Origin of the sequence: Alistipes sp. An31A, from assembly GCF_002159425.1 — a bacterium.
In the GTDB taxonomy this organism is placed as follows: domain Bacteria; phylum Bacteroidota; class Bacteroidia; order Bacteroidales; family Rikenellaceae; genus Alistipes; species Alistipes excrementigallinarum.
Genome location: NZ_NFIO01000001.1, coordinates 187,970 through 211,973 on the forward strand (window position 1 = coordinate 187,970; position 24,004 = coordinate 211,973).

Consider the following 24,004-nt stretch of genomic DNA (forward strand, 5'->3'; position numbering starts at 1 on the left):
GGTGGCCGGGTGGACCGAGGCGTGGCCGGAGCCTCCGGGTCTTCGGACCTCCGGGCCTTCGGACCTCCGAGTCTTCGGACCGCGGAACCTCTGACCCGCAGAGTCGCGGGACCGCGGGAATGGCGGTGCCTCCGGAGGTCGGGCGCTATTCCGATTTGGCCGGTTTGGCCTGGAAGACCGCCTTCAGGTCACCGTTGGAGAGCAGCAGCAGCATCGGACCGTCCATCTCGTAGTGGGTGGTCGACTCGATGGCCTCGGCAAAGGCCGCTTCATCGGCTCCGTCGGGGCAGGCCATGCGTGTCGAGGCGAGCGGCGAGATGCTCAGCGCGCGGCGTTCGCCCAGCGTGTAGCTTCCCGTCAGCTGGTTGCAGGCGCCGACGCCGGCCACGCGCCGCTCCTCCTCCAGAAAACAGAGCGTGTAGCGCCCCTCTTCGGGCTGGAAGTGGCGTCCGCCCAGCTGGATAAGCTGCCATTCGGTCCCCACGAGCGGCCGCTGCGTGCGGCGCTGGTAGGAGCGGCAGGGGCAGCAGCCCGCCGCTGTGAAGAGCACGAGCAGTGCGGCCAGACCGCTCTTGAAGAGAAGATGTTTCATGACGTATGTCTTTTTTGGTCGTTCGAAGCCCAAAGATACGGATTGTTCCGCGGACGGACAACTTCGGGGACGCTTTTCCTCCGATTCGACCCGGCGGAGGTTGTAAATGAGCGGACGATTCCGTATCTTTGTCCGAAACAACCACCCTCCACTATGAAAAAGATTATTGCATCGCCCCTGGCTCCCAAGGCCGTGGGTCCCTATTCGCAGGCCGTCGAGGCGGCAGGCACCATCTACGTTTCGGGGCAGCTGCCCATCGACGCCTCGACGGGCCGTATGCCCGAAGGCATCGAGGCGCAGACGCGCCAGTCGCTGACCAACCTGCGCCACATCCTCGAGGAGGCGGGCAGCTCGCTCGAGGCGGTGGTCAAGACGACCGTGCTGCTGCAGGACATGGGCGACTTTGCCGCCATGAACGCCGTCTATGCCGAGTTCTTCACGCAGCAGATGCCGGCGCGCATGTGCTATGAGGTGGCCCGGCTGCCGATGGGCGCCAGCGTCGAGATTGACGCCGTGGCGGTTCGCTGATTCGGCGGGCTGCAGGCTCGAACGCGCTCCGGTGAGGCCGGGCGCGTTTTTTTGCGGTGCTGTAGATAACTTTTCATAAAATTGATTTCTTTTAATTGTTTTTTACCGAAAAAAACGGCAAATTTGTAAAACCGTATTTTGAGACGAAGTGTTCCAACTGACTGATAAACCGAGAAAAAGATAAATCATATGTCAAAAACCGAAACAACCGCACCTTTGAAGAAAGTTGCCTACAACGATGCGGTTGCCGAATCGAAAAAATACTTCGACGGGGACGAACTGGCCGCCACGGTGTGGGTGAGCAAGTATGCGTTGAAGGATTCGTTCGGCAATATCTACGAATCTTCCCCCCGCCAGATGCACGAGCGCATCGCCGCCGAAATCGAGCGCATCGAGCGGAAGTATCCCAACCCCATGTCGAAGGAGGAGGTTTTCGAACTGCTCGACCACTTCCGCTACGTGATTCCCCAGGGCGGCCCGATGACCGGCATCGGCAACAACCTGCAGGTGGCCTCGCTCTCGAACTGCTTCGTCATCGGCCACAAGCATCCGGCCGACAGCTACGGCGGCATCTTCCGCATCGACGAGGAGCAGGTGCAGCTCATGAAGCGTCGCGGCGGCGTGGGTCACGACCTCTCGCACATCCGTCCCACGGGCAGCCCGGTGCTCAACTCTGCGCTCACCTCGACGGGTATCGTCCCCTTCATGGAGCGCTACTCCAACTCGACGCGCGAGGTGGCGCAGGACGGCCGCCGTGGTGCGCTGATGCTGACGCTCTCCATCAAGCACCCCGACGCCGAGCGCTTCATCGACGCCAAGGTCGACACGGGCAAGGTGACGGGCGCCAACGTCTCCATCAAAATCGACGACGAGTTCATGCGTGCCGCCATCGAGGGCAAGCCCTACCACCAGCAGTTCCCGATTAATTCGCCCGCGCCGCTCTACCAGCAGGATATCGACGCCCGCAAGCTGTGGGAGAAGATTATCCACAACGCCTGGAAGTCGGCCGAACCCGGCGTGCTCTTCTGGGATACGATTATCCGCGAGAGCGTCCCCGACTGCTATGCCGACGAGGGCTTCGTGACGGTCTCGACCAACCCCTGCGGCGAGATTCCCCTCTGCCCCTACGACTCGTGCCGTCTGCTGGCCATCAACCTCTTCAGCTATGTGGACAAACCCTTCACGAAGGAGGCCAGCTTCAACTTCGAGCGCTTCAAATCGCATGTGAACAAGGCGATGCGCATGATGGACGACATCATCGACCTGGAGCTGGAGAAGGTCGAGCTCATCATCGCCAAAATCGAGGCTGACCCCGAGGACGAGGATATCCGCAGCGTGGAGCTCAACCTCTGGAAGAAAATCCGCACGATGGCCACCAAGGGCCGCCGTACGGGTCTGGGCATCACGGCCGAGGGCGACATGCTGGCCGCTCTGGGGCTGCGCTACGGCTCGGACGAGGCCATCGACTTCGCCGTCGAGGTGCAGAAGACCCTGGCGCTGGCTGCCTACCGCGCATCGGTGACGATGGCCGGCGAGCGCGGCGCCTTCCCCATCTACAGCACCGAGAAGGAGCGCAACAACCCGATGATTGCCCGCATCCGCGAGGCCGACCCGGAGCTCTACGCCGAGATGGCCGAGAAGGGACGCCGCAACATCGCCCTGCTGACCATCGCCCCGACGGGCACCACGTCGCTCATGTCGCAGACCACCTCGGGCATCGAGCCGGTCTTCCGCACGGTCTACAAGCGGCGCCGCAAGATTAACCCCTCGGACGTGGACACGCATGTGGACTACGTCGACGAGACGGGCGAAAAGTTCCAGGAGTACAACGTCTACCACCACAACTTCGTCAAGTGGCTTGAGGCTAATGGCTACGACACCTCGAAGCTGGCGACCATCTCCGATGCGGAGCTTGACCGCTGGGTGGCAGCCTCGCCCTACCACGGCGCCACGGCCAATGACATCGACTGGGTGGCCAAGGTCAAGATGCAGGGTGCAATCCAGAAGTGGGTCGACCACTCGATTTCGGTGACGGTCAACCTGCCCAACAACGTTTCGGAGGAGCTGGTGGCCCAGGTCTACCGGACGGCATGGGAGAGCGGCTGCAAGGGCGTGACGGTCTACCGTGACGGCTGCCGCGACGGCGTGCTGCTCGACAAGAACTCGCAGAAGAAGTCCCGCTGCGAGGAGCATCCCGGACAGGTGCTCAAGCGTCCCAAGTCGATTCCGGCCGACATTGTGCGTTTCAAGAACGGCTCGGAGGACTGGATTGCCTTCGTGGGTCTGCAGGACGGACGCCCCTACGAGATTTTCACCGGTAAAATCGAGGAGGACGCCATGTACATCCCCCGCAAAATCACCAAGGGCAACATCATCAAGGTGCGCGAGGCCGACGGCACGAAGCGCTACGACTTCCAGTATACGGACCGCTACGGCTATACGAACACCATCGGCGGCATCTCGCGTCTGTTCAACGAGGAGTTCTGGAACTATGCCAAGCTGATTTCGGGTGTGCTGCGCCACGGCATGCCCATTGAGAAGACCGTTTCGCTCATCGAGTCGCTCCATCTGGACAGCGAGTCCATCAACACCTGGAAGACGGGTGTCTGCCGGGCGCTCAAGCAGTATATCGTCGACGGCACGAAGACCAAGGGCAAGTGCCCGAGCTGCGGTCAGGAGAACATGGCCTACCAGAACGGTTGCATCACCTGCATGTCGTGCGGCTATTCGAAGTGCGGTTGATGCCTCATAGCGGGAGGGGCAAATGGGCCTCTCCGGGCGGCAGAGGGGCCGGGATGCGTATCCCGGCCCCTTTTTTTAGTGCCGAGACCGACTTTTTTTGCGTGCACGATATGTAAACCGCAGATTTATCGTTATATTTGTAAAGAATTTTAATATTCGTTTCGGACTTAAATCAAATGAGAAGCATGAAAAAACTATTCCTGACATGTGTCTTGGTTGCAACGGCTTTCGCTGCAACGGCAGGTGAGGAACCCAAGCATCCGAGTTGGTCGGGTTTCGTCACCAACGGTTTTTGGGATAACTGGGAGGTTTCGGTCGGCCTCGGAGCCGGAACCGCCTTCACGACGGGCACCAACGCCGGAAGTTTCGGCGAACGGCTCGGTTTCGAGGGCAACGTCTCGCTGCTGAAGTGGCTCAACCCCGTGCTCGGAGTCCGCGGTCAGCTGCAGGGCGGCAAGCTCGGTAACTTCGACCCCGACCTGGGCAAGGCCAGATGGCCCTACCTGTTCGGTCACGTCGACCTGGCGGTCAACCTCTCGAACTGGATTGGCGGCTATCGCGACGACCGGGTCTACTATGCCGTCCCCTTCGTCGGCTTCGGTTACATGGTCAGCAACTTCACCGACGAGATTCAGTCGAAGTTCGCAACCTCGACGCAGGATGACTTCGCGGTGGCCTACGGCCTTCTGAACAAGTTCCGCGTATCGCCCGCCTTCGACATCAACCTCGAGCTGAAGGGCTTCATCACCCACGACCGCGTCTGCCCGGCCAAGACGTCGAGCACCGTGCTGCTCGGTCTGGGTGCCACGGCAGGTGTGACCTACCGCTTCAACCGCCGCGTCTGGGAGCGTGGTGTGCCGGGTGTGACCGAGGAGCAAGTGGAGGCCTTCCAGCGCGCCGTGGCCGACGGCAATGCCCGTCTGGAGGAGGCCAAGGCCGAGAACGAGCGTCTGAACAGCGAACTTGAGGCTGCGCGTGCCGATGCCGAGCGTGCCGACGCCGCTGCCCGTGCTGCCGAGGCGAAGGCTGCCCAAGCTGCCGCCCAGGAGCTCAATCCCAGCCCGATGTCGGTGATTTTCTACGACTACAGCATGTCGAAGCTCACCTCGAAGGAGAAGACCCGTCTGCTGCTGATGGCTGAGGTCATCAAGAACGGTCCCGAGGAGCGTGTCTACAAGATTCAGGGCCATGCCGACAAGCAGACCGGTACGCCGGCCGGCAACAAGCGTGTGGCCGAGAACCGCGCCAAGAACGTTTACGACTTCCTGGTGGCCAACGGCGTCAACCCCAAGCAGCTGACCTACGAGGGTCTGGGTGACTCGGAGAGCCCCTATGACTTCAAGGAGGCCAACCGTTCGGTGATTATCAAGTAACGGGCGACCGATATCCTCCCGGCGGGTTTCGTCGGGTCGGGCGCATTCCGCTGCAGCGGGATGCGCTCTTTTTTTGTCGCCTGTGTGCCGGCTTTCGAGAAGGGGACCGTCGGCCGGCGCCGGAAGCAGCCTGCCGGGTGGTGCCGGGCGTGTCGCCCGGCTGGGTGCAGGGGTGGGGCAGGGAGGATGCTGTGGATGGAAGTGGCGTGTCTCCGGCTCAAGGGGTGTGTGACCCGGCAGCAGGGTGCGGGCGTTTGGGCTATCTGCGGTGTCTGCGGTGTCTGTGGTGTCTGTGGTGTCTGTGGTTTGCGGTTTGTGGTTGTTGGGATGCGGCAGAGGCGTCGGGCCTGCGATATGGGGTTGTCGGGATGCGATGGAGTAGTGGCTCTGGCCTGCGGATATGGAGATGCGTAGCGCTGTTGCTGCCGCAAATTCGAAGGAGAGCATGAAAAAACGAGGGACCGACACGGTTGTCGGTCCCTCGTTTGGGGTTGGATGGAGCGCTTCCGCACCTCCGCCCTTGTCAGTTGATGTTGCGGCGGTCGGGTTCGCGGTTGGGCGATGCGGCCTCCATGTCAATCTGGAGCTTCACCATCTGGATGGCGGCGGCAGCGGCCTCGTCACCCTTGTTGCCCAGACGGCCGCCGCAGCGGTCGAGTGCCTGCTGCATGTCGTTGACCGTCAGCACACCGAAGGCGATGGGCATGTTCCACTGAATCTGGAGCTGGGTGATGCCCTGCGTTACGCCCTGGCAGATGAAGTCGAAGTGGCGCGTGTCGCCCTGCACGACGCAGCCCAGTGCGATGACGGCATCCACGTCGGTATACTCGGCGAAGAACTGGGCGCCGAGCGAGAGCTCGAACGTGCCGGGGACATACTTGATTTGGATGTTGATGTCGGGGCAGCCGGCGCTGCGCAGCGTCCTGACGGCGCCCTCGAGCAGCGCCTCGGTCACTTCGCGGTTCCACTCGGCCACGACGATGCCGAAGCGCATGTCGGCGGCCGAAGGCAGCGGCGAATCGAACTGCGAGAGGTTGTGGTTTTTCGTTGCCATGTGGTTGCTCCCTTGTTAGTTGATGCTTCCGAGGAGTTTCTCGGCCTCACGGGCCTCCATCGACGAGGGGTAGTTGTCCAGAATGCGCTGGAAGAGTGCGGCAGCACGCTCGTTGTTGCCCTGGGCCTTCTCGGCCAGACCTGCCTTGCGCAGGTAGAGCGGAGCGGTCATGTTGTTGTCGGCTGCCTTGACGGCCTTCTCGTAGAACTTCACCGCTGCGGCATAGTTGCCCTGCTCGACGGCTACGTCGCCCTGCAGCCCGTAGTTCTGGGCGTTAATCAGCGCGCCGGGAAGACCCTTCACGGGGGAGAACTTCGCCAGATAGAGGGCTGCCTGCTCCACATCGCCGCTCTTCAGGTAGCAGATGCCGGCGTAGTGCTTGGCCAGGTTGCCCGAGGGGGTCGAGCCGTACTGGTCGATGACGTCGAGGAAACCGGCGCCGTTGGCGTCGCCGTTCAGGGCCAGCTCATAGTCGGGGTTCTCGGCCTCGAAGCGGGCCTGTGCCTGGGCAATCATCTCGGCGGCCTTCTCGGCACGCGGCTGCACGATGAGGGTGCGGTATCCGAAGATGAGGGCTGCCAGGATGAGCAGTCCGAGGAAAATGTACGACATCAGTTTGCCGTTCTTCTCGAAGAAAAATTCCGTTTTGTTCATCGCCGTGCCGAGAGCTTCCTGCCCGGCGACTTGCTCCTTTGCCATAGAAAATATCGGTGTTTTGGGTTTATAATTTCATACAGTAGGCAGCAAAGATACAAAACTATTCACAAAGTACAATGCCGTGCTCCGATTTTTTTGCCCTGTGCGGCGTGCCGAAGTGGGCCTATTTCAGTGCCGAACGCAGCCGTCCGAGCGTGCGGCGCGTCATCACCCGCGTGTTGAGGAACGAGACGATGTAGCCGGTGATGCAGGCGGCAATGACCGTACCCTCGCGAACCCCCTCGATGCGCCCCGAGAAGAGCAGTCCGAGCACCACGGCGATGAGCACCAGCGTGATGTCAAACACCACCTTGACACGGCCGAACTCCCGCCCGTAGCGCTGTGCGGCGTATTTGACAAAGGCCTCGGCGCTCATCATCGCCACGCGGGGCTTGAGCTCGAGCACCACGCCTACCGACTGCACGAGGCAGCCGAAGAGCAGCAGCGCCAGCGAGGCGGCGTAGCCTGCCGGAACGAGCCCTTCGGTGAGTGCCATGTTGAGGTCGATGAAGAGGGCGAAGATGAACGAGAAGGGGAACTGCAGCAGTATCTCGACCGTGTCGCGGCGGGTCGTGCGGCCGCGCAGCAGCCAGAACTGCCCGCCCATGAGGATGAGGTTCGTCAGAAAGGTCCACCAGCCCAGCGTGAGGGTCGTGTGCAGACTCAGCACGTAGTTTTCGCTCGATATGGGGGTCGTCCCGAGCGACGAGCGGACGATGAGGACGATGCCGAGGGCCAGAAAGTAGAGCCCTGCGATGAAGATGGCGTAGCGTTTGGCCAGCTGTTTCGGTTCCATGGGCAGAATCTTTTTTGGGGAAGGGCCGGTCAGGACCGGTTCCAGCCTGCAAAGGTCTTGCTTTTTGGGCAAAAAGTATTGACCGTATCCGTCCTTTTTTTGTCAATCGGGAAATAAATCGTACCTTTATAGAGTAAAACCAACCGCCCGATGAGTGAATTGCGAACCTACGATAATGCGCAGCTGCTGCATCACTGGCCTCAGCTGCCGCATCTGGACGACGAGGTTGTCTGTTTTGTGGGCAATTTTGACAACCGTCGTTATCCGCACAACGAGCGGTACTTTAACCGCGAGCTGATGCTGGTGCTGCTCACCGCGGGACACTCCGAAATCCGCCTCAACGGGCGTCCCGTATCGTTGTCGGCAGGAACCGTCCTGCTGCACGGTCCGGACTATCTGACCGACCACCGCAGTTTGTCCTCCGACCTCGAGTATATGGCGTTGTCGCTCTCCGAGTCGCTCTGGGCCGAGGAGCCGGCCCTGTCGCGCATCGTTGCGCAGCTGCTGCTCACCATGCGCCGCGACGACGACTGCACGCTCCGTTTGAGCCCCTATGCCGCCGAGCATCTGCGCAGCGAGCTCGAAGCGCTGATGTCGCTGCTCGATTCGGACCACCGCTTCCTGCGGCGCAGGGTGCAGGTCCATTGCGAGGCACTGCTGCTCGATGTGGCCGACTGGCTGTCGCACAAGACGGTGGTGCGCGAACATGTGAGCCGCCGCGACCGACTGCTGCGTGAGTTCCACGCCCTGGCGACGAAGCACTTCCGTGAGGAGCACTCCGTGGGCTTCTATGCCGACCGGCTGGCCGTGAGCCGGCAGTATCTGACGCGCGTGCTGCGGGCCGAGACGGGGCGCAGCGTGAACGAAATCCTCAGCGAGTTGCAGCTCATGGAGGCGCGCAACCTGCTCCTCACGACGACGCTGCAGGTGGGTGAGGTGGCGGCGCAGCTGGGCTTCGGCGATGCGGCCGTCTTCTGCAAGTTTTTCCGCCGCCATGTGGGCTGCACGCCGCTCGCCTTCCGCCGTAGCCGTGGAGTCTGATTGCGTCAGATTCCGTTGGCGGTTGAAATAAATTTGGCGGTCCCTGCCGCTTGTCGTATCTTTGTACCTGAAACGGCGCGCCGGAGGCGCACCTGCATAATGTCCGATTGGCCATGTATCTCAAGAGACTATCGCTGCTCAACTTCAAGAATGTTGCCCAGGAGGAGCTCCGGCTCTGCCCCGGCGTCAACTGCTTCGTGGGGGACAACGGCGCCGGCAAGACCAACATCATGGAGGCGGTCTACTACCTCTCGATGTGCAAGTCGTCGCTCGGCATGACCGACGGTCAGAGCATCCGCCACGGCGCAGATTTCTTCGTGGTCGAGGGGAGCTACCTGACCGACGCCGGACGCACCGAGCAGGTCTCCTGCTCCTTTGCCCGCAAGGGGGGCAAGGTGCTCAAGCGCAACGGCAAGGAGTACGAGCGGTTGTCGGACCACGTGGGGCTCGTCCCCGTGGTGATTGTCTCGCCGGCCGACTCGGCGCTCATCAGCGATGCGGCCGACGAGCGGCGCCGCTACCTCAACGGCTTCATCGCGCAGCTCGACCGTCCCTATCTGGCGGCCGTCATGCGCTACAACGCCGTGCTGGCCGAGCGCAACCGGCTGCTCAAGCACATGCCCGACGAGACGATGCTCTCCATCTACGACCGCCAGCTCGCCGAGCAAGGACGGCTCATCCATGCGCGGCGCGGCGAGTATGTCGCCCGCCTGAGGCCCTTCGTCGAGGAGTGCTACCGCCGTCTTTCGGGCGACAGCGAGCAGGTCGAGCTCACGTACCGTTCGGAGCTGAACGACCGCCCCTTCGAGGAGCTGCTGCTCGCCTCGCGCGCCCGCGACCTGGCCAACGAGTTCACCACCTCGGGTATCCACCGCGACGACCTGGTGCTCCGCATCGGCGGCTATCCGCTGCGCAAGTACGGCTCGCAGGGGCAGCAGAAGTCCTTCCTCATTGCCCTCAAGCTGGCGCAGTACGCCGTTGTGGCCGAGGCCTGCGGCGAGCGCCCCATTCTGCTGCTCGACGACCTCTTCGACAAGCTCGATGCCGGCCGCGTCGAGCAGCTCATCCGCCTGGTGTCGGAGGAGCGCTTCGGGCAGATTTTCATTTCAGACTGTAACCCGACGCGTCTGCGTACGATTCTCGACCGCGCAGGCGCCGACTATACCCTTTTCGAGGTCGAGCATGGAACCATCAAACAATGAGACGGACGAAGACCATGCTGATGGGCGACCTGCTGGAGGAGTTCTTCAAGCGCCCCTACGTTGCCGCCAAGGTGGCCGAAGGCAAGCTGCCCGATACGTGGCGTGCCATCGTGGGTGAGGCGGCCGCTGCCCAGACAACCTCTCTGCGCCTGGAGCGGGGCGTGCTCTACGTCACGCTGCGCTCGAGCGTGCTGCGCTCCGAGCTGCTCTACCAGCGTGAGGCGCTGCGCGATGAAATCAACCGCCGCTCGGGGGTGGCACTCGTCCGCTCGGTGGTCGTCCGCTGACCCGGGGGAGGGAGACGGGGCGTGTCCATGTTCGGTACAGCCGCCGCGATGCTCCTTATGCAAAAAAAGTCCGGTGCTCCATCTGGAGCACCGGACTTTCTGTCTGCTGAGTGCGGGGTGTTACTCGACAACCTCGATGCGCGGGCTGTCCTTGTAGCCCGTATCCTCGGAGCTTGCCCAGCGGCACGTACCGCCGTTGGGGTTCTCCAGTGCCAGGTTGCCTCCCGTGCAGTTGGCGGCGCAGATGAAGCGGAACTGTACCTCGCCGTCGGGGATTGCACGCTTGAAGGATACGGTGGCCGATACCTCCAGGTTCGGCGTGCTGGTGGGCAGGATGTGGGTGTAGGAAATCTCCTCACCGTTGAAGGTGGCCGTCTTCAGCTCGGTAGCAGCCTTCCACGTCGTACCGTCGAGGTACTCGAGTCTCCAGTACTTCTGACCCGTACCCGAGATGCGGCTGACGCCCGAGAAGCGGACGTTGGTGCCTGCCTTGAAGTTCTTCACCGGTACGCGGAAGAGCCAGTAGTCGCCCGGCCATGCACCCGTGATGTAGGGCTGGCCCGTACCGCCGATGAAGCGCTCGCAGTCGGGGTCGGGGTTACCCTGGCTGTCGACGTAGGTGTGCGTGTAGGAGAGGTATCCGACGCCCGTGACGGCGCGCAGGTTGTTCTCCTCGACGAACTGTTTGGTCGGCGTGGTGTAGTCGGTGCCCGAAGCTCCGTTGAAGAACCACTCCACGGGGCTGTCCAGACCCGTCATCGGAGCGCTCGACCCGGCGCCGGTCTCCTGCGAAATCGTGATGTCGAAGGTGGCGCTCACGCCCAGCACCTCGGCCGTGCGGATGGATACCATGCCGTAGCGCATGTCGCCCGTGTTGTCGGTCGGCGTGATGGTGAGCGTGTACTCCTGGTCGGCCTCACCCGCAGCGGGCGATACGCTGTACCAGGCGTCGGCCTCCGTGGTGGCCGTCCAGTCCCAGTTGGACTTGATGGTTATCGAGAGCGGCTTGGCGCCCTGTGCGGCGAAGGGAGGCAGCGAGTTGTCCGACGTGTCGAGGTCCTCGCTCGTCACCTCAATCTTCGGGCGAATCGTCTGCAGGATGTCGATGCGGTTGGTCGTCGACTTGTACTCGCCTACGCCCTCGAAGGTGATGGCGCAGCTGCGCTCGAGCTCGGTCGGCTGCTCGGGATAGGCCGCAACCTCGAGCTTGAAGGTGCCGTTGCCCGTCTCGGTGAGCTTCGCCCAGTCGTTCTGCTCCATCGAATAGAAGAAGTCGACGTTGGCGTTCACGTTGATGTCGTAGCTCTGTGCGGCGCGTCCGGCGACAATCTCCGTCGTGGCCGTGTTGTCGACCGAGATGGTGATGTGCGGAACGTTGGCTGCCTGTACCACCGCCAGTGTAGCCTCGGTCTGGCGGCCGTCGGCGTAGCGGAATACGACCGTCGTCGAGCGCGGCAGCGGGTTGTCGTTGTCCGTTACGCAGAAGCGTACCTTGCCGTCACGCGACCCGTGGTCGGGCCAGATGAGGAGCCAGTCGGCATCCTCGGAGTTGGCCTCGACCGTCCAGTCGCAGTTCGAGCGGATGTCGTAGCGGATGAGCTCGAGCGTCGGGTCGCCGACCATGGCCTCCACGTTGAAGCCCAGTTCGGACGACGAGGTGACCATCTTGCTCGACACCACCACGTTTTCGAGTCGGAAATAGGGTGTTCCCGTCGACGTGTCGTCGTCGTTGCACGACGCCGAGAACAGCGTTGCCAGCAGGAGCGTTGCAACGCCCGCCCCCCGGCGTATCTTGCGGAATAAATCTATGGTTTTCATAATCGTTCTGCGGTTGAAGGATTATTCGATTTGGCTCTCGTCGGCAATGATGTTGTGACGGAAGGAGTGCTCCCACGGCGTACCGGCATCCTTGGCGACGGCCTGGCCGCTCCACCATACGGGCAGAATCATGTTGTTGTCGGCCAGCGTGGCGCCCTGCTCGGCAAAGGCAGCCTCGTAGTTGGCGCGGTTGTTGGCCACGGCAATCTGCGGGTAGGCGTAACGGGCGATGAACTTGCCGTCGGTGTAGCCCAGGTCGATGGTGCCCTCACCGGTCATGCACTCGGGATAGCCCGTGCGACGCATCTCGTGGTACATCTGGAAGCCGACCACCCAGAACAGGGCCAGCCACTTCTGCTCGGCCAGACGCTGCTCGGTGCCGTCCCACTTGCCCTCGTCGCTGGCCAGGAAGGCGGAAATCTCCTTCGAGCCAATCGAGATGGTCGAGAGGGTCAGCGTGCCCGATTCGTTGAGCATCGGGTAGGCGGCATACTGTCCGTACTCGTTCCACTTCTCGCACGATGCCGTGATGGCTGCCTCGTAGTACTCCTTCGCTTCGCCCGAAATCCACCCCTTCATCGCCGCCTCGGCCTTGATGAAGAGCAGCTCGTCGTAGTCGAGCATGTGGTTGGGGTTGGTGTCGCGTACGAGGGTCTCGTAGTGCAGATAGGGCTCCTTGTCCGAACGAATCGAGTTCGAGTTGAACTCGATGGTGCAGCCCGAAAGGGCACCCACCATCTCGCGGATTTCGTTGTTGACGTAGCGCGGCTTAATCCAGACGTACATGCGCGGGTCGGCGAATCCCGTCTCGGCATTGTAAATCATGCCCAGGAACTGGCTCGATACGTGGTGGTCGCCCGAAAGGCTCGTGTCGTTGGGGAAGGTGGTGGTGTTGAAGTAGTTGCGGTAGTAGATTGCCGTGCCCGAGAACTTCACCGTCGCGTTGTCGGCGTTCGACGTGAAGACGGGATAGGTCGTCGGGTCATCGATGATGGTGCGGATGCGTTCGCCGACCGTCGGAGTGAAGGCGTCGTTGCGGCCGCTCACACGCATCAGAAGACGCAGGTGCAGCGTATTGGTGAACTTCTTCCACTTGGAGATATCACCGGCATAGATGGCATCCTTGGTCGGGTCGTCCATCTCCTGCAAGGGGTCGTAGAGCGAGTTGGCGGTCTCCAGGTCGGCCATCATGGCCTCGTAGACCTCCTTCTGCGAGTCGATGTGGGGCTTGAGGATGCCCTCGTCGCCGCGCAGACCCTCGGTGTAGGCTACCGAACCGAACATGTCGGTGCAGATGGACATGTAGTAGACCTTCAGCGTGAGGCCGATGGCCTGGAAGTTGGGCTGGTTCTGGTCGACGGCCAGCTCATACATGTGGTCGGCATTCTTGGCCCACTTGTAGCAGAGATTCCAGATTTGCTGGAAGTTCTGGTTGCTGAGGTTGTAGCAGTGCTCGCGGCGCGGCGTCGACTTGGCGACGGTCACCTGCGAAATCTCGTTGGCGATGGCGAGCATGTAGTCGTCGAACGAGTTGGTAGCCGAGTAGAGCAGCGGTTCCAACATCGAAATGGGGGTGATGGAGCCCTGCGTAAGCTTGTTGGGGTTGGTGTTGTACTCCTCGAAATCCCCCGTGCAGGCCGTCACGGCCAGGGCGGCCAGGGCGGCGTAGAGCGTATGTTTCAAGTATTTCATGGCTTGCATCGTTTTAGAACTGAAGTTTGAGGTTGAAACCGTAGGTGCGCGTCATCGGGAAGGTGACGGTCTCGATACCGGGGTAGATATCCGTGCCGTTCACGAGGCTGGCAGCCTCGGGGTCGTACTGCGGCCAGTCGGTGATGCAGAAGAGGTTCGTGGCGAAGAAGCCAATCGAAGCACCCTGCAGGAAGCGCGTCTTCTTGACCAGGTTGGCGGGCAGCTGATAGTCCAGGCGCAGCTCCTTGAGCTTGAGGAAGTCGGTGCTGAAGGTGTTCGTCCGGGCGTTGTCGCGGTTCCACTTGTAGGTCTGGTAGTAGGTGTAGACGTTCTCGGTGATGGTCGTGTTCTTCTTGTAGGTCACGTTGCCGTCGGCGTCGGTCACGGCGTTGACACCCGGAACAATCAGACCGTCGTCACGTCCCTCGAGCGAGTTCTTCAGCTTGCCCTGGTAGGAGAGTGCGAAGTTGGTTGCCGAGTAGGCGTTGCCGCCGACCTGTGCCGTGAAGGTGGCGCTCAGCGAGAGCCCCTTGTAGCGGAGCGTCGTGCCGAAGCCGGCGCGCCAGTCGGGGTTGACCTGTGCGATGTACTGGTCGGGGTCGGTGAAGGAGGGATACCCCGTCTTCTCGTTGATGATGGGCATGCCCGAGCAGTCAATCTGCTTGCCGTTCTCGTCGGTGTAGTAGGAGCCCTCCGGGGCGCGTACCCAGTCCTTACCGTAAATCTGGTGCATGGCCTGACCTACGTAGGAGTAGATGTAGACACGTCCGCCGATGGTCGTCGAGGTCGAGGTCTGCAGCGGCGTCTGGGGGTCCCAGCCATCCTGCAGCTCGCACAGCTTGTTCTTGTTGAGCGACCAGTTACCGTTGATTTCCCACGTGAAGTCCTTCGTGCGGACCGGCACGGCGCGGAACGAAACCTCGATACCCTTGTTCTCGATGCGGCCGGCGTTAATCTTCATTGCCGTGGCACCGATTTCGGCACTCTGCGAGGCGCTGATAATCTGGTCGGTGGTCGAGGTCTTGTAGAGGGCCAGGTCGATGTTGAGTCGGCTCTCGAAGAACTTCGTGTCAAGACCGATTTCCCAGCTGTTGGTCTTCTCGGGACGAATCAGGGCGTTGGGCAGCGTGGTGGGCAGCGTGAATCCGCCGGGGTAGTCCGTGGTCGAGTAGTCGGGGTAGAGCGAGAAGACGCTCGTGTCGTTACCGACGCTTGCCCACGATGCGCGCAGCTTGACCATGTTGACCCAGCGCGAGTTGAACTTCAGCGCCTTGTCGAGCAGGATGCTGGCGCTCACCGAAGGATAGAAGTAGGACCACTGCGTGGGGTGGAGCGTCGACGACCAGTCGTTGCGGGCCGTCACGTCGAGGAAGTAGGTATCGTCCCACGAGAGGTTCAGGAAGCCGTAGAGGCTGTGGATGGCCTTGTTGCTGCGGTAGGGCGAGACGTCAAGCGCTACGGCCGAGTTGGCGAACGAGTACATGCCCGGGCCCTCGACCAGCAGCTGCGAAGCCTCCGTCGTAATCGAGTAGTACTTGTTGCGCAGCGTGCTGCCGCCGAAGGCTGCCGTCAGGTGGAAGCGGTCCCAGAAGCTCTTGTCGTACTTGAGCAGGAAGTCCGACGAGTACTCGTACTGGCGGATTTCCTTGGTGCGGTACATACCCTCGGGGTAGTCGAGCGACATCTTGGGCTTCTGCTGCGAGCGCCATTCGATGTTCATGTCCACGCCGCCGCGCAGGTTGAGCGTCAGCTCGGGGAGAATCTCGAAGGAGATGTTCACGTTGCCGAACATGCGGTCGCGGTCGAGCTTGTTGAGCTCCTCGTAGAGCGTACGGAAGGGGTTGTGGCCCTCGAGGCTGTTGTAGACCAGACCCGAGGTGACGTTGTACTTGTCCTCGGAGTTACCGGCATTGAAGTTGGCCATCGTGTAGCGGCCCTTCATGTACTCGTCGCGGTAGGCCGAAATCGGGTTGACGTTGTAGCCCCAGATAAGGCCGTACATGGGCGATGCCTGGCTGTAACCCGACATGGGCATGTTGTCACTGTCCTTGCGTATGTAGTTGACTTTGGCCGAGAACTGGATGCGCTTGCTGATTTTCTGGTTCAGCGCCAGGGCGAACGACTGCTGGTTGTACCCCGTGTTGGGCATAATCCAGTCGTTGCGCGTGTCGGTGAACGAGAAGCGGGCGCTGGTGCCCTTGCCCGTCGAGCCGTCGATGGTGACGCTGTTGGTCCACGTCACGCCCGTCTCGAAGAGGCCCGTATACCAGTCGTCGGCATAGACCCACGGCAGGCGGGTGAACTCGCCCGTCTCCCAGTTCTTCGACAGATAGAGGTAACGCATCTTGTTGGGGTCGAAGTGCTCACCGTAGGTGTAGCGCGAAATCTGCTGGCGAACGGCGACGCCGTCGTCGGTCATCGAGGCGGGAAGACCCCAGGCCGAAGCCTCGCGGTTGGTCAGCGACGTGGTGACGGCCGAAGGTCCGTACTCGGTCTGGAAGTCGGGCCAGAAGCCGGCCTTCTCGAACGATACCGTACCGTTGTAGGTCACGCCGATACCCTTCTGCTCGCGGCCGCGCTTGGTGGTGATGAGGATGACGCCGTTCTGGGCCATCGAACCGTAAAGGGCGGCTGCGGCCGGGCCCTTCAGCACCGAGACGCTCTCGATGTCGTCGGGGTTGATGTCCGTCACGCCGTTACCGAAGTCCACCGGGGCATCCGAGTTGGCGTAGTTGGCGCCCGAGCCCGAAGCGACCGTGTTGCTCATCATCGGAATACCGTCGATGACGTAGAGTGCCTCGTTGGCGCCGTAGTTGAGCGACGAGTCGCCGCGCAGCGTGACACGCATCGTGCCGCCGGGGCCCGTACCGGCCGACGACATGGTCAGACCGGCCACCTTGCCGTTGAGGTTGCTCACCCAGTTCGAGGTGGTCGACTGCGTGAGGATGTCGCCGTCGACCTTCGAGATGGCGTAACCCACCGATTTCTCGGAGCGGGTCAGACCGAGGGCCGTCACGACCACTTCGTCAATCTTCTGCGAAGCCTCCTTGAGCGTTACGTCGAGGCGTGTGCGGGGGCCGACCGTAATCTCCTGCGAGTCGTAGCCCAGGGACTGGAAAATCAGGGTGGCATCGTCGCCCGGCACCTCGATGGTGTAGCTGCCGTCGATACCCGAGATGACGCCGTTGGTCGTGTTCTTGACCAGAATCGTGGCTCCGACCATCGGCGTTTTGCCGTCCGTGTCGTAGACGATACCCGTAACGCGTCGGCTCTGCGCCCATGCGCTGCCCGCAATCAGTACGAGCACGAGGGTCGCGAGTAAGTTCCTTAGGTAAAATTTTAGCTTCATATCGCGTTTCTTTGTTTATTAGTTCGGATGGAAACGGGGCGACGGCTGCCCGACGGAGTCTCCGTCGCCCCGGTATTCGGCTGGTTAGTGCACCACTTCGATGCGCGGGCTGTCGGCCGTTCCGGCGCCGGCCCAGCGGCTCGTGCCGCCGTTGGGTGCCGAAAGTGCCGCTTCGTTGCTCGACTGTGCGTTGGCCATGCAGATGAAGCGGAACTCGACGTTGCCGCTGGTGATGGCGTTGGAGTAGGTCACCGTGACATCCACACCGATGTTCGTTTTTCCGTCGTCTGCCATGGCATGCGTGTACTCGACCGTCTGGCCGTTGACTTCCTTGGTCAGAAGCGTTGCGGCAGGCTTCCACTCACCGCCGTCGTTGTAGACCAGTTTCCAGTACTTCTGTCCGGTTTTGGATGTGCGGGTCAGGCCCGTGAAGTGAATCTTCGTCCCGGCTGCGAGCGAGGCGACGGGTACGCGGAAGCTCCAGTAGTCACCCGGCCATGCACCGGTTATGTAGGGATGGCCCGTGCTGCCGACCAGACGCTCGCACTCTTCGGGCAGACCCGGATAGTTGTGCGAGAAGGAGATGTAGCCCGGACCCTGGTCGGCCGGAAGTGCGTTCTTGGCGGTCGGGTCGCTGGCCAGGCCCTCGAAGAACTCCTTGTAGTTGCCCATGTTGTCGGCGGAGAAGTTCCACTGGACGGGAGTTGCGAGGTCCCACATCTCCTCGGGCGAGTTCTGCGTCACGGTGATGGTCTCGGTGACGGGCTCCAGTCCGGCGGGCTCCATGCGGAGGTTGAACGACCCGGTGCGTGCGGCGCCCTCGTTCTTCTCGACGGCGCTTACGGTCACCTCGACGGCCTCTCCGGCGGCTCCCTGCAGGGGCGATACCGTGTACCAGCTCTCATCCGAGGGTACCGTGGCCTTCCAGTCGTGGGTACCCTTCACGGTGAAGGTTACGCTTGCATCGCTCGATGCGGGGTCGGCGGCAAGCGAGAGGCTGTTGCCGGCAAGTCCCGTGATGTCGAAGCTGGCGGGGTCACCGGCCTCCTGCTTCACGGTAATCGTCTCGATGGTCTGACCCTCGGCCTGGATGGTGATGTGACCCGTGCGGGCCTCGGTCGTCTTGTTTTCGCTCACGCTCAGAAGCGTCTGGTTGTAGGGAAGAGCCGTGCCCGAAACCGTGGCGACGCCGTTCGAGAGCGATGCGCCGTTGTCGGTGCCCGTACCGGTCGAGCCGCAGCGTACGGCCGTGATGGTGAGCCAGTCGCAGTCGCTCTGGGCGCTCCATGCCTTGTTCACGCGGACGGAGTAGAGCAGCGTGGCACCCTCCTTCGAAACCTCGTTCGATGCGTTGTAGGTTCCTGCGGGCGAGTTGTCGACAATCTCCTTGTCGAGCGGCGTCTCCACATCCTCGGGTGCGGGAGCCTCGGCCCCTTCATCGGCTGCACGCGTGATGGAGATGTTGTCCAGATAGAGGCGGCACTTGACCGTACGCTCGCTGCCGAAGGTAATCTGCGTCTGGGAGGTTGCTCCGTAGACGAGTACCGAGTAGCGTTTCCAGCTCCAGACGTTGGTCACCTCGATGGCTGCCTCGCTCTGCTCCAGGTCGCCGATGGTGGCCGGAGGCGTGACGGATACATAGAAGTGCGTGTCGCCGTTGTCGACCGTTCCGCCGGCCGAAGAGTAGGCTGCAGCGTCGAACTGCACGAGCAGCGTTGCCGCCTTGTCGGCGTCGATGCCGGAAAGGGCGGGCGTGGTGATGGAGCCCATGGTGGCCGTCTTGCCCAGCTTGATGTGTCCCTCGTAGCGGGCATAGACCGAAGCGCTGGTGGTGTAGCCCTTCTCGGCAACCACCGGTGCAATCGACGAGTTGGTCAGTGCGAATTCGTTGTTGTTCTTGCCGTCGATGGCAACCGACGGCCAGCCGTACTTGGTGTAGGGCTCAACCCAGTTTGCGGTAATCCAGCTGAAGTCGTCCTTCAGAAAGACGGTGCCTTCGGGGTGCGTGTCGGCGGGCGGCATCTGGATGAGCTTGATTTCACGCGTCGCGGTGTTCTCCGAGAGTGCCGGGTCGGCAACGGTGATGGTCATCGTGGCCTCGTGGCGCTGGCGGTCGGTGCTGGGCGTCGGGGTCACGCGGACGGCCGTGCGCTCCAGAGCCGTGCCCTGCATCGGCGAGACGCTCACCCACGAGTCGTCGCTCAGGGTGATGGTCCAGTCGAAGGAGCCCGTTACGTAGAACGTCGTCGGAGCCGACTCTTCGGCCATGAAGACCATCTGGTCGTCGGTTATCCCCTCGACGGTAAGTCCTGCGGCGTTGAAGGCGTCCTGACGCAGCTGGACCGTCATCTCGGTGTAGACCGGATGGAGGTGGTTGCCGCTGTTGGCGCGGATGGTGAATTCACCCGTGCGCTCCTCGCCCGTGTTCTCGTTGGCAATGACCGAGATTTCGAGCCCGGTGCCGGCCTCACCCTCCTTGGGGGTGACGACAAACCAGCCCTCCGTCTTGGTGATTTCCCACGGGGCGTCGCTGCTCAGCAGGAAGGTCTGGGGCTCCTGTGCCGTATAGAGGAACGAGAAGCCCTGGTCGGGTATGTTCTCGGTGGTTATGGTCGGGGGCAGCGGCTCGCGCGAACTGCTCTCCGTCTCGTCCTCCGAGCAGCCTCCCGTTGCCAGGAGCGCTGCGCAGAAGAGCGGCAGAAACCATTTGTTGCGTAATCTTTTCATGGGTTATGATTTTTGCGGTTAGAAATCGGACTTGAACGCCTTGGGGCGCGTCATGCTCTCGGTGTAGACGTTGCCGAAGCGGTCGGTGACGGAGATTTCGAGCGTCGAGTTCGCGGACGAAGCCGTCACGGAGAAGATGTGCGGGCAGTATCCCGAGGGGAAGGTGAGCGAGTTCGAGACGCCGCGCGGGATGTCGTAGGAAATCGTGTGGAGCGGGTCGCGCATCCATACCTGCTCGACGTCGAGCTGGCGGCCGTTCTCCGTCACGGTGATTTTCCAGCCCGGTTCGTAGGCCCAAACGTTGATGAATACCTCGTTTTCGCCCACCGAGTTGTAGTCGTTGCGGCGGTTGGGCAGGTTGCCCGAATCAAAGGCCTTCTGCGCCTCCTCGTCGGTTGCCCAGTAGTTCTTCACCTCGTTCATGTCGTAGGTCATGAACTGACGCTCGACGGGCAGGTCGACGCCCTTGTACTGCCACTTCATGTCGGTGCCGTTGACCGTGTAAATCTTGTAGCCGGCCGGCGAGCCGTCCGTGCAGATGTTGATGCCGGCGTAGTTGCGCGTCCACCACCAGGTGCCGCAGACGGCCGCCACGTTCTGCTCGTAGACGTTGCTGAACGAGGGCGACTGGATGTTGCGGTTGACGTGCGTGTGGCCCGTGACGAAGGTGACGTTCTTAAAGCCGTCGAAGCAGCTCAGCACCTCGCTCACGTTGGTTACGGCGGTGGTTACGCGGTCGATGCCCGAGTAGTTGTAGAGCGGGCAGTGTGCGCCGACCACAATCGGGGTCGACTTGTCGACGTACTTGAGCTCCTCGCGCAGCCAGGCAAGCTGCTTGGCGGTGAAGGTGCGGTTGTACTCACGGTCGCCCACGACGCCCTGCGAGCCGCCGTCGTTGGTATACTGCGTATCGTCGAGCATGATGTAGTGAATCTTGCCGATGTTCATTGCGTAGTAGACCGGGCCCATGTACTGGCGGTAGGGAGCCTCGGCCAGGAAGTCATCGGCCACGTAGGGGTCGTTGTCGTGGTTGCCCATGGCGGACCATACCTGGAAGTTGAAGTCCTCGATGGCAGCCTTGCACTCGGGCAGCGCCCACTTGTTCGAATACCAGTAGAGGTCCCACGAGAAGTCGCCCAGGTTGAGCATGTAGACCTTGCCTGCGAAGCTGTTGTAGTTGGCCGTAATCTCACTTACGAAGCCGTCGGCGAACTGTACGTGGTCAAGCGGCGTGTTGCGGTTGGCCAGGTGCATGTCCGTAGCCACGAGCATCGTGTGGTTGTCGTTCTGCGTCGGAATGAGCTTGAAGTCGAGCTGCTCGCAGGTCGAGGCGTCGAGCGTGCAGGGCTTCCAGAACTGCGGCATCGCCTTCTGCGTCGGCACGTCGTAGCCCGAGGGCAGGATGATGAAGGCCAGCTGGTTGCGCTTCTCCGAAGCGAGCCAGTAGAAGCCGTTCTCGTCGGTCTGGGTAATCAGGTCGCCGTCCGATACGAGCACGTTGGGAATGCCCTGTCCGTTGCTGTGGACGATGCCCTTGATGGTCATGCCCTCCTTGTCGGGAACGACGGCCGAGGTCGAGAGGAAGAGTTCGGTCGTGCCGAGCTCCTGGGTCTCCTCGCCGCGGCGCAGCGTGAAGGTGCTCTCACCCTCGGCGACGCCCTCGGGAATGATGAAGGTGACCGACTGGTCGTCCACCTCGCTGGGCGTGATTTCATGCGAGCCGCCGGCCTGGTCGAGCACCAGCACGTCGGTCATGCGGAATCCCTCGCCGCGGATGACGGCGGGAGCTCCCCACGAGGCCGACATCGTCTCGTCGAGTTCGACGTTGATGACCAGCTTGACGGTCAGCGTCGAGGCGCCGAGCACCTGGTAGTCGTCGCCGCGGAGCAGGACGAATTTGTAGGTGTGTCCGTCCTCAATCTCGTCGGGGAGCGTGAAGGTCAGAAGGTTCGACGAGGAGACCTCGGTCGTTGCCTCGAGGTCGGTCTCGGCGCGGAGCATCATCTGGTCGCCCGATTCGAAGCCCTGGCCTTCGATGGGGACCTCCATGCCCTTGAACACATCCATCGATGTGTTGATTACCACGTCGGATACCAGTCGCCCCTCGTCCACATAGACGGAGTCGCCGCTGTCCTCGCATCCCGAGATGCAAAGCAGCGTACACGACAGCGACAGAATGGTAAGTAGTGTAAGGAGTTTTTTCATACGGTATTGGGTTTTGGTTTTTTACATAGGGTTGTTATTGTTTCGAGCGGGTCACCGGAGGCGGAGCTGCTCGGTGTATCGGCGTCCGAAGCGGTCGGTGGCAACGACGGTGACCGCGTGGGCGTCGGCCGAGGGTCGGGCCGCAAAGTAGAAGTTGGTGGGGCGGGCGCTCTGTGCATGCGCGAGCCGTACGCCGGCGCTGCGCAGCGAGTCGAGGCGGGCCGTATAGTCGGGGTCGGCGATGTGGATGCGCTGCATGGCGCCGCGGTAGCGGCCGTCCTCATACCAGACCACCGTCCAGTGCGGGTCCCAGTTCCACGCCTTGACCACCAGTCGGTCACCATAGCCCTCGACCTGACCCGGGAGCCAGAGACGCAGCTGCCGGTCGGCCGGTTCGTCGAGGCTCTGGTACTGCCACTCGAAGTCGTCGCCCGACTCGCGGAAGAGCTGATAGCCCTTCGGCGTGCCGTCGGCATTCATCGGGTCGTGCCAGAGGTTGCCGCAGAGCTGCGCCACGTTGTGCTCCGTGACGCCGTCGCGCACCTCGTAGTTCGAGTTGATGTGGGTGTGGCCCGTGATGAAGTGGAGTTCGAAGCCGGCAAAAGCCGCCAGAAGCGGCTCGATGCTCTCCATCGTGTGGTTGAGCCATGACTTGTAGACCGGTGCGTGCATGGCGATGCAGACGCGCGAGCCCGTCGGCAGCAGGCGGGCATAGCGGGCGGCCCAGGCGAGTTGCAGCGTGTCGAGCTGCTCGTCGTAGTGTTTGTCGCCGTGGTAGATGATGTCGTCGAGGACGATGTAATGGGTGCGGCCCAAATCGAAGGCGTAGTAGGTCGGGCCGAAGCAGCGGCGGTAGTTCTCGGCCGAGGCGTCGTCGTCGCTCACCGCGCGGTCGTGGTCGTGGTTGCCGATAAGCGGGTAGACGGGGATGCCCAGCTGTCCGAAGAGTCCCTTTACGCCGGCCATCAGCTCGGGCGAGTCCCAGACGATGTCGCCCAGAATCAGCGCGGCCTGCGGCCGGTCGGCAGCCGCGGCGCGGGCGCATCTTTTATTTAATATAGGTATTATTTCCTGCTCCAGCCGTTCGAAGTGGTTGCGGCTCTTGGGCTGCGGGTCGGCGATGGCCAGCAGTTCGTATCCGGCCGTGGGGGCCTCCCAGCGCAGCAGCTCGAAGTCGTAGCGCGACGTGCGCTCCTCGACGGCGCGGTAGAAACGTGGAAATCCCTCCTCGGCGGGGGCGACGTAGCCCGCCGGGGTCACCATCGCAACGAAGTGTGCACCCTCTGCGAGGTCGAGTTCGTAGGCTCCGTTCGCATCGGTGCGGGCAAAGGTATGGCCGTCGGTAAGCAAGACGTTACCGACAGGCTCTTTTTCGCAGGTGACGCGGCCCTTCACAGGGCGTGCAACGGTTCCGAGCCAAAGAATGCTTGCCAGAAGGCAAAGAAGTATTCTTTTCATGGACAGTGGGCGTTTTTTAACGGAGTAGTTGCGATGCGTAATAATTTTTATTTTATTTCAAAACAAATGTAGGGATTATATTTTATATTTCAAAATAGATAACGATTCTTTTGCAAAGAATTCACTGCTTTGTAACGAAGAGGCGCTTTCGGCGGGATAATAGCCCCTTGTCGTGGAAGTTATTGGAACAAAGGATATCCTTTTTGCACTCCATTTTGTCGAAAGGGAGTATAGATTCGTTCAAAACGGGCTCTGTATTGTTACAATTACGGCCACGGGGCTCACCTCTTACGCCACTTCAGACGGTGTACTTCGGGTGACATTTCCTTGCTTTCTGGTCGTTAATGGCTTGTTTCGAGTTTGAAATTGGTTTGGAGGAGGCGGAAAATCATTTCAAAACGAAACTTTCGCGCTCTTTTCGCCCCTTTTCAGAGGCTTCGGAAG

16 protein-coding genes are annotated in these 24,004 nt (G+C 61.6%); 6 read left to right on the forward strand and 10 right to left on the reverse strand.

What is annotated here, in order from left to right:
• Window positions 1-145: 145 nt before the first annotated feature.
• Window positions 146-592, reverse strand: coding sequence for an META domain-containing protein (locus tag B5F90_RS00885; protein WP_087360079.1), 447 nt, complete (start codon window positions 590-592; stop codon window positions 146-148).
• 153 nt (window positions 593-745) lie between these two features.
• Between B5F90_RS00885 and B5F90_RS00890 the strand changes: the two genes are divergently transcribed.
• The 3 genes from B5F90_RS00890 (at window position 746) to B5F90_RS00900 (ending at window position 5,235) form a co-directional block, all read left to right on the forward strand.
• Window positions 746-1,120 carry a RidA family protein gene (locus B5F90_RS00890; protein WP_087360082.1) on the forward strand — a complete coding sequence of 125 codons (375 nt, stop codon included), beginning with the start codon at window positions 746-748 and terminating at the stop codon, window positions 1,118-1,120.
• A gap of 189 nt (window positions 1,121-1,309) precedes the next feature.
• Window positions 1,310-3,862 (forward strand): adenosylcobalamin-dependent ribonucleoside-diphosphate reductase, encoded by a 2,553-nt coding sequence (locus tag B5F90_RS00895; protein WP_087360085.1) that lies wholly within the window; start codon window positions 1,310-1,312, stop codon window positions 3,860-3,862.
• Between the two features lie 185 nt (window positions 3,863-4,047).
• On the forward strand, window positions 4,048-5,235 hold the full coding sequence (locus B5F90_RS00900) for an OmpA family protein (RefSeq protein WP_087360088.1): 1,188 nt from the start codon (window positions 4,048-4,050) through the stop codon (window positions 5,233-5,235).
• Between the two features lie 523 nt (window positions 5,236-5,758).
• Here B5F90_RS00900 and ribH read toward each other — a convergent pair.
• From ribH to B5F90_RS00915, 3 genes are all read right to left on the reverse strand, one after another.
• Window positions 5,759-6,289 carry a 6,7-dimethyl-8-ribityllumazine synthase gene (gene ribH / locus B5F90_RS00905; protein ID WP_087360091.1) on the reverse strand — a complete coding sequence of 177 codons (531 nt, stop codon included), beginning with the start codon at window positions 6,287-6,289 and terminating at the stop codon, window positions 5,759-5,761.
• A gap of 15 nt (window positions 6,290-6,304) precedes the next feature.
• Entirely contained in the window at window positions 6,305-6,988 is a 684-nt protein-coding gene (locus B5F90_RS00910; RefSeq protein ID WP_087360094.1) for a tetratricopeptide repeat protein, read from the reverse strand.
• Between the two features lie 121 nt (window positions 6,989-7,109).
• Entirely contained in the window at window positions 7,110-7,781 is a 672-nt protein-coding gene (locus tag B5F90_RS00915; protein ID WP_087360097.1) for a DUF6198 family protein, read from the reverse strand.
• Window positions 7,782-7,931: 150 nt separating this feature from the next.
• Between B5F90_RS00915 and B5F90_RS00920 the strand changes: the two genes are divergently transcribed.
• The 3 genes from B5F90_RS00920 to B5F90_RS00930 all read left to right on the forward strand — a co-directional run bounded on the left by B5F90_RS00920 (window position 7,932) and on the right by B5F90_RS00930 (window position 10,311).
• A complete protein-coding gene (locus tag B5F90_RS00920; RefSeq protein ID WP_087360100.1) occupies window positions 7,932-8,822 on the forward strand; it encodes an AraC family transcriptional regulator in 891 nt (296 codons plus the stop codon).
• Between the two features lie 113 nt (window positions 8,823-8,935).
• A complete protein-coding gene (gene recF, locus B5F90_RS00925; protein ID WP_087360103.1) occupies window positions 8,936-10,024 on the forward strand; it encodes a DNA replication and repair protein RecF in 1,089 nt (362 codons plus the stop codon).
• Entirely contained in the window at window positions 10,021-10,311 is a 291-nt protein-coding gene (locus B5F90_RS00930; protein ID WP_234025738.1) for a DUF721 domain-containing protein, read from the forward strand. Before recF ends, B5F90_RS00930 begins: the two co-directional genes overlap by 4 nt.
• 120 nt (window positions 10,312-10,431) lie before the next feature.
• On the opposite strand, the gene B5F90_RS00935 is transcribed toward B5F90_RS00930, so the two are convergent.
• From B5F90_RS00935 to B5F90_RS00960, 6 genes are all read right to left on the reverse strand, one after another.
• Window positions 10,432-12,129 (reverse strand): BACON domain-containing protein, encoded by a 1,698-nt coding sequence (locus B5F90_RS00935; RefSeq protein WP_087360106.1) that lies wholly within the window; start codon window positions 12,127-12,129, stop codon window positions 10,432-10,434.
• A gap of 21 nt (window positions 12,130-12,150) precedes the next feature.
• Window positions 12,151-13,821 (reverse strand): SusD/RagB family nutrient-binding outer membrane lipoprotein, encoded by a 1,671-nt coding sequence (locus B5F90_RS00940; protein WP_087360643.1) that lies wholly within the window; start codon window positions 13,819-13,821, stop codon window positions 12,151-12,153.
• Between the two features lie 13 nt (window positions 13,822-13,834).
• Window positions 13,835-17,170: a SusC/RagA family TonB-linked outer membrane protein gene (locus tag B5F90_RS00945; RefSeq protein WP_087360108.1), complete on the reverse strand. Its 3,336-nt coding sequence runs from the start codon at window positions 17,168-17,170 to the stop codon at window positions 13,835-13,837.
• An 84-nt stretch (window positions 17,171-17,254) separates the two neighbouring features.
• The gene (locus B5F90_RS00950; RefSeq protein WP_087360111.1) at window positions 17,255-19,897 is read right to left on the reverse strand and encodes a BACON domain-containing carbohydrate-binding protein; all 2,643 of its coding nucleotides are present in this window, start codon (window positions 19,895-19,897) and stop codon (window positions 17,255-17,257) included.
• Between the two features lie 18 nt (window positions 19,898-19,915).
• Window positions 19,916-22,102 (reverse strand): calcineurin-like phosphoesterase family protein, encoded by a 2,187-nt coding sequence (locus tag B5F90_RS00955; protein WP_087360113.1) that lies wholly within the window; start codon window positions 22,100-22,102, stop codon window positions 19,916-19,918.
• 51 nt (window positions 22,103-22,153) lie between these two features.
• Window positions 22,154-23,560, reverse strand: coding sequence for a calcineurin-like phosphoesterase family protein (locus tag B5F90_RS00960; protein WP_087360116.1), 1,407 nt, complete (start codon window positions 23,558-23,560; stop codon window positions 22,154-22,156).
• Between the last annotated feature and the right edge of the window lie 444 nt (window positions 23,561-24,004).

Excerpts from the sequence above, each read along its gene's own strand:
- B5F90_RS00885 (WP_087360079.1), bottom strand. The coding sequence starts at position 592 with ATGAAACATCTTCTCTTCAAGAGCGGTCTGGCCGCACTGCTCGTGCTC.
- B5F90_RS00890 (WP_087360082.1), top strand. The coding sequence starts at position 746 with ATGAAAAAGATTATTGCATCGCCCCTGGCTCCCAAGGCCGTGGGTCCC.
- B5F90_RS00895 (WP_087360085.1), top strand. The coding sequence starts at position 1,310 with ATGTCAAAAACCGAAACAACCGCACCTTTGAAGAAAGTTGCCTACAAC.
- B5F90_RS00900 (WP_087360088.1), top strand. The coding sequence starts at position 4,048 with ATGAAAAAACTATTCCTGACATGTGTCTTGGTTGCAACGGCTTTCGCT.
- ribH (WP_087360091.1), bottom strand. The coding sequence starts at position 6,289 with ATGGCAACGAAAAACCACAACCTCTCGCAGTTCGATTCGCCGCTGCCT.
- B5F90_RS00910 (WP_087360094.1), bottom strand. The coding sequence starts at position 6,988 with ATGGCAAAGGAGCAAGTCGCCGGGCAGGAAGCTCTCGGCACGGCGATG.
- B5F90_RS00915 (WP_087360097.1), bottom strand. The coding sequence starts at position 7,781 with ATGGAACCGAAACAGCTGGCCAAACGCTACGCCATCTTCATCGCAGGG.
- B5F90_RS00920 (WP_087360100.1), top strand. The coding sequence starts at position 7,932 with ATGAGTGAATTGCGAACCTACGATAATGCGCAGCTGCTGCATCACTGG.
- recF (WP_087360103.1), top strand. The coding sequence starts at position 8,936 with ATGTATCTCAAGAGACTATCGCTGCTCAACTTCAAGAATGTTGCCCAG.
- B5F90_RS00930 (WP_234025738.1), top strand. The coding sequence starts at position 10,021 with ATGAGACGGACGAAGACCATGCTGATGGGCGACCTGCTGGAGGAGTTC.
- B5F90_RS00935 (WP_087360106.1), bottom strand. The coding sequence starts at position 12,129 with ATGAAAACCATAGATTTATTCCGCAAGATACGCCGGGGGGCGGGCGTT.
- B5F90_RS00940 (WP_087360643.1), bottom strand. The coding sequence starts at position 13,821 with ATGAAATACTTGAAACATACGCTCTACGCCGCCCTGGCCGCCCTGGCC.
- B5F90_RS00945 (WP_087360108.1), bottom strand. The coding sequence starts at position 17,170 with ATGAAGCTAAAATTTTACCTAAGGAACTTACTCGCGACCCTCGTGCTC.
- B5F90_RS00950 (WP_087360111.1), bottom strand. The coding sequence starts at position 19,897 with ATGAAAAGATTACGCAACAAATGGTTTCTGCCGCTCTTCTGCGCAGCG.
- B5F90_RS00955 (WP_087360113.1), bottom strand. The coding sequence starts at position 22,102 with ATGAAAAAACTCCTTACACTACTTACCATTCTGTCGCTGTCGTGTACG.
- B5F90_RS00960 (WP_087360116.1), bottom strand. The coding sequence starts at position 23,560 with ATGAAAAGAATACTTCTTTGCCTTCTGGCAAGCATTCTTTGGCTCGGA.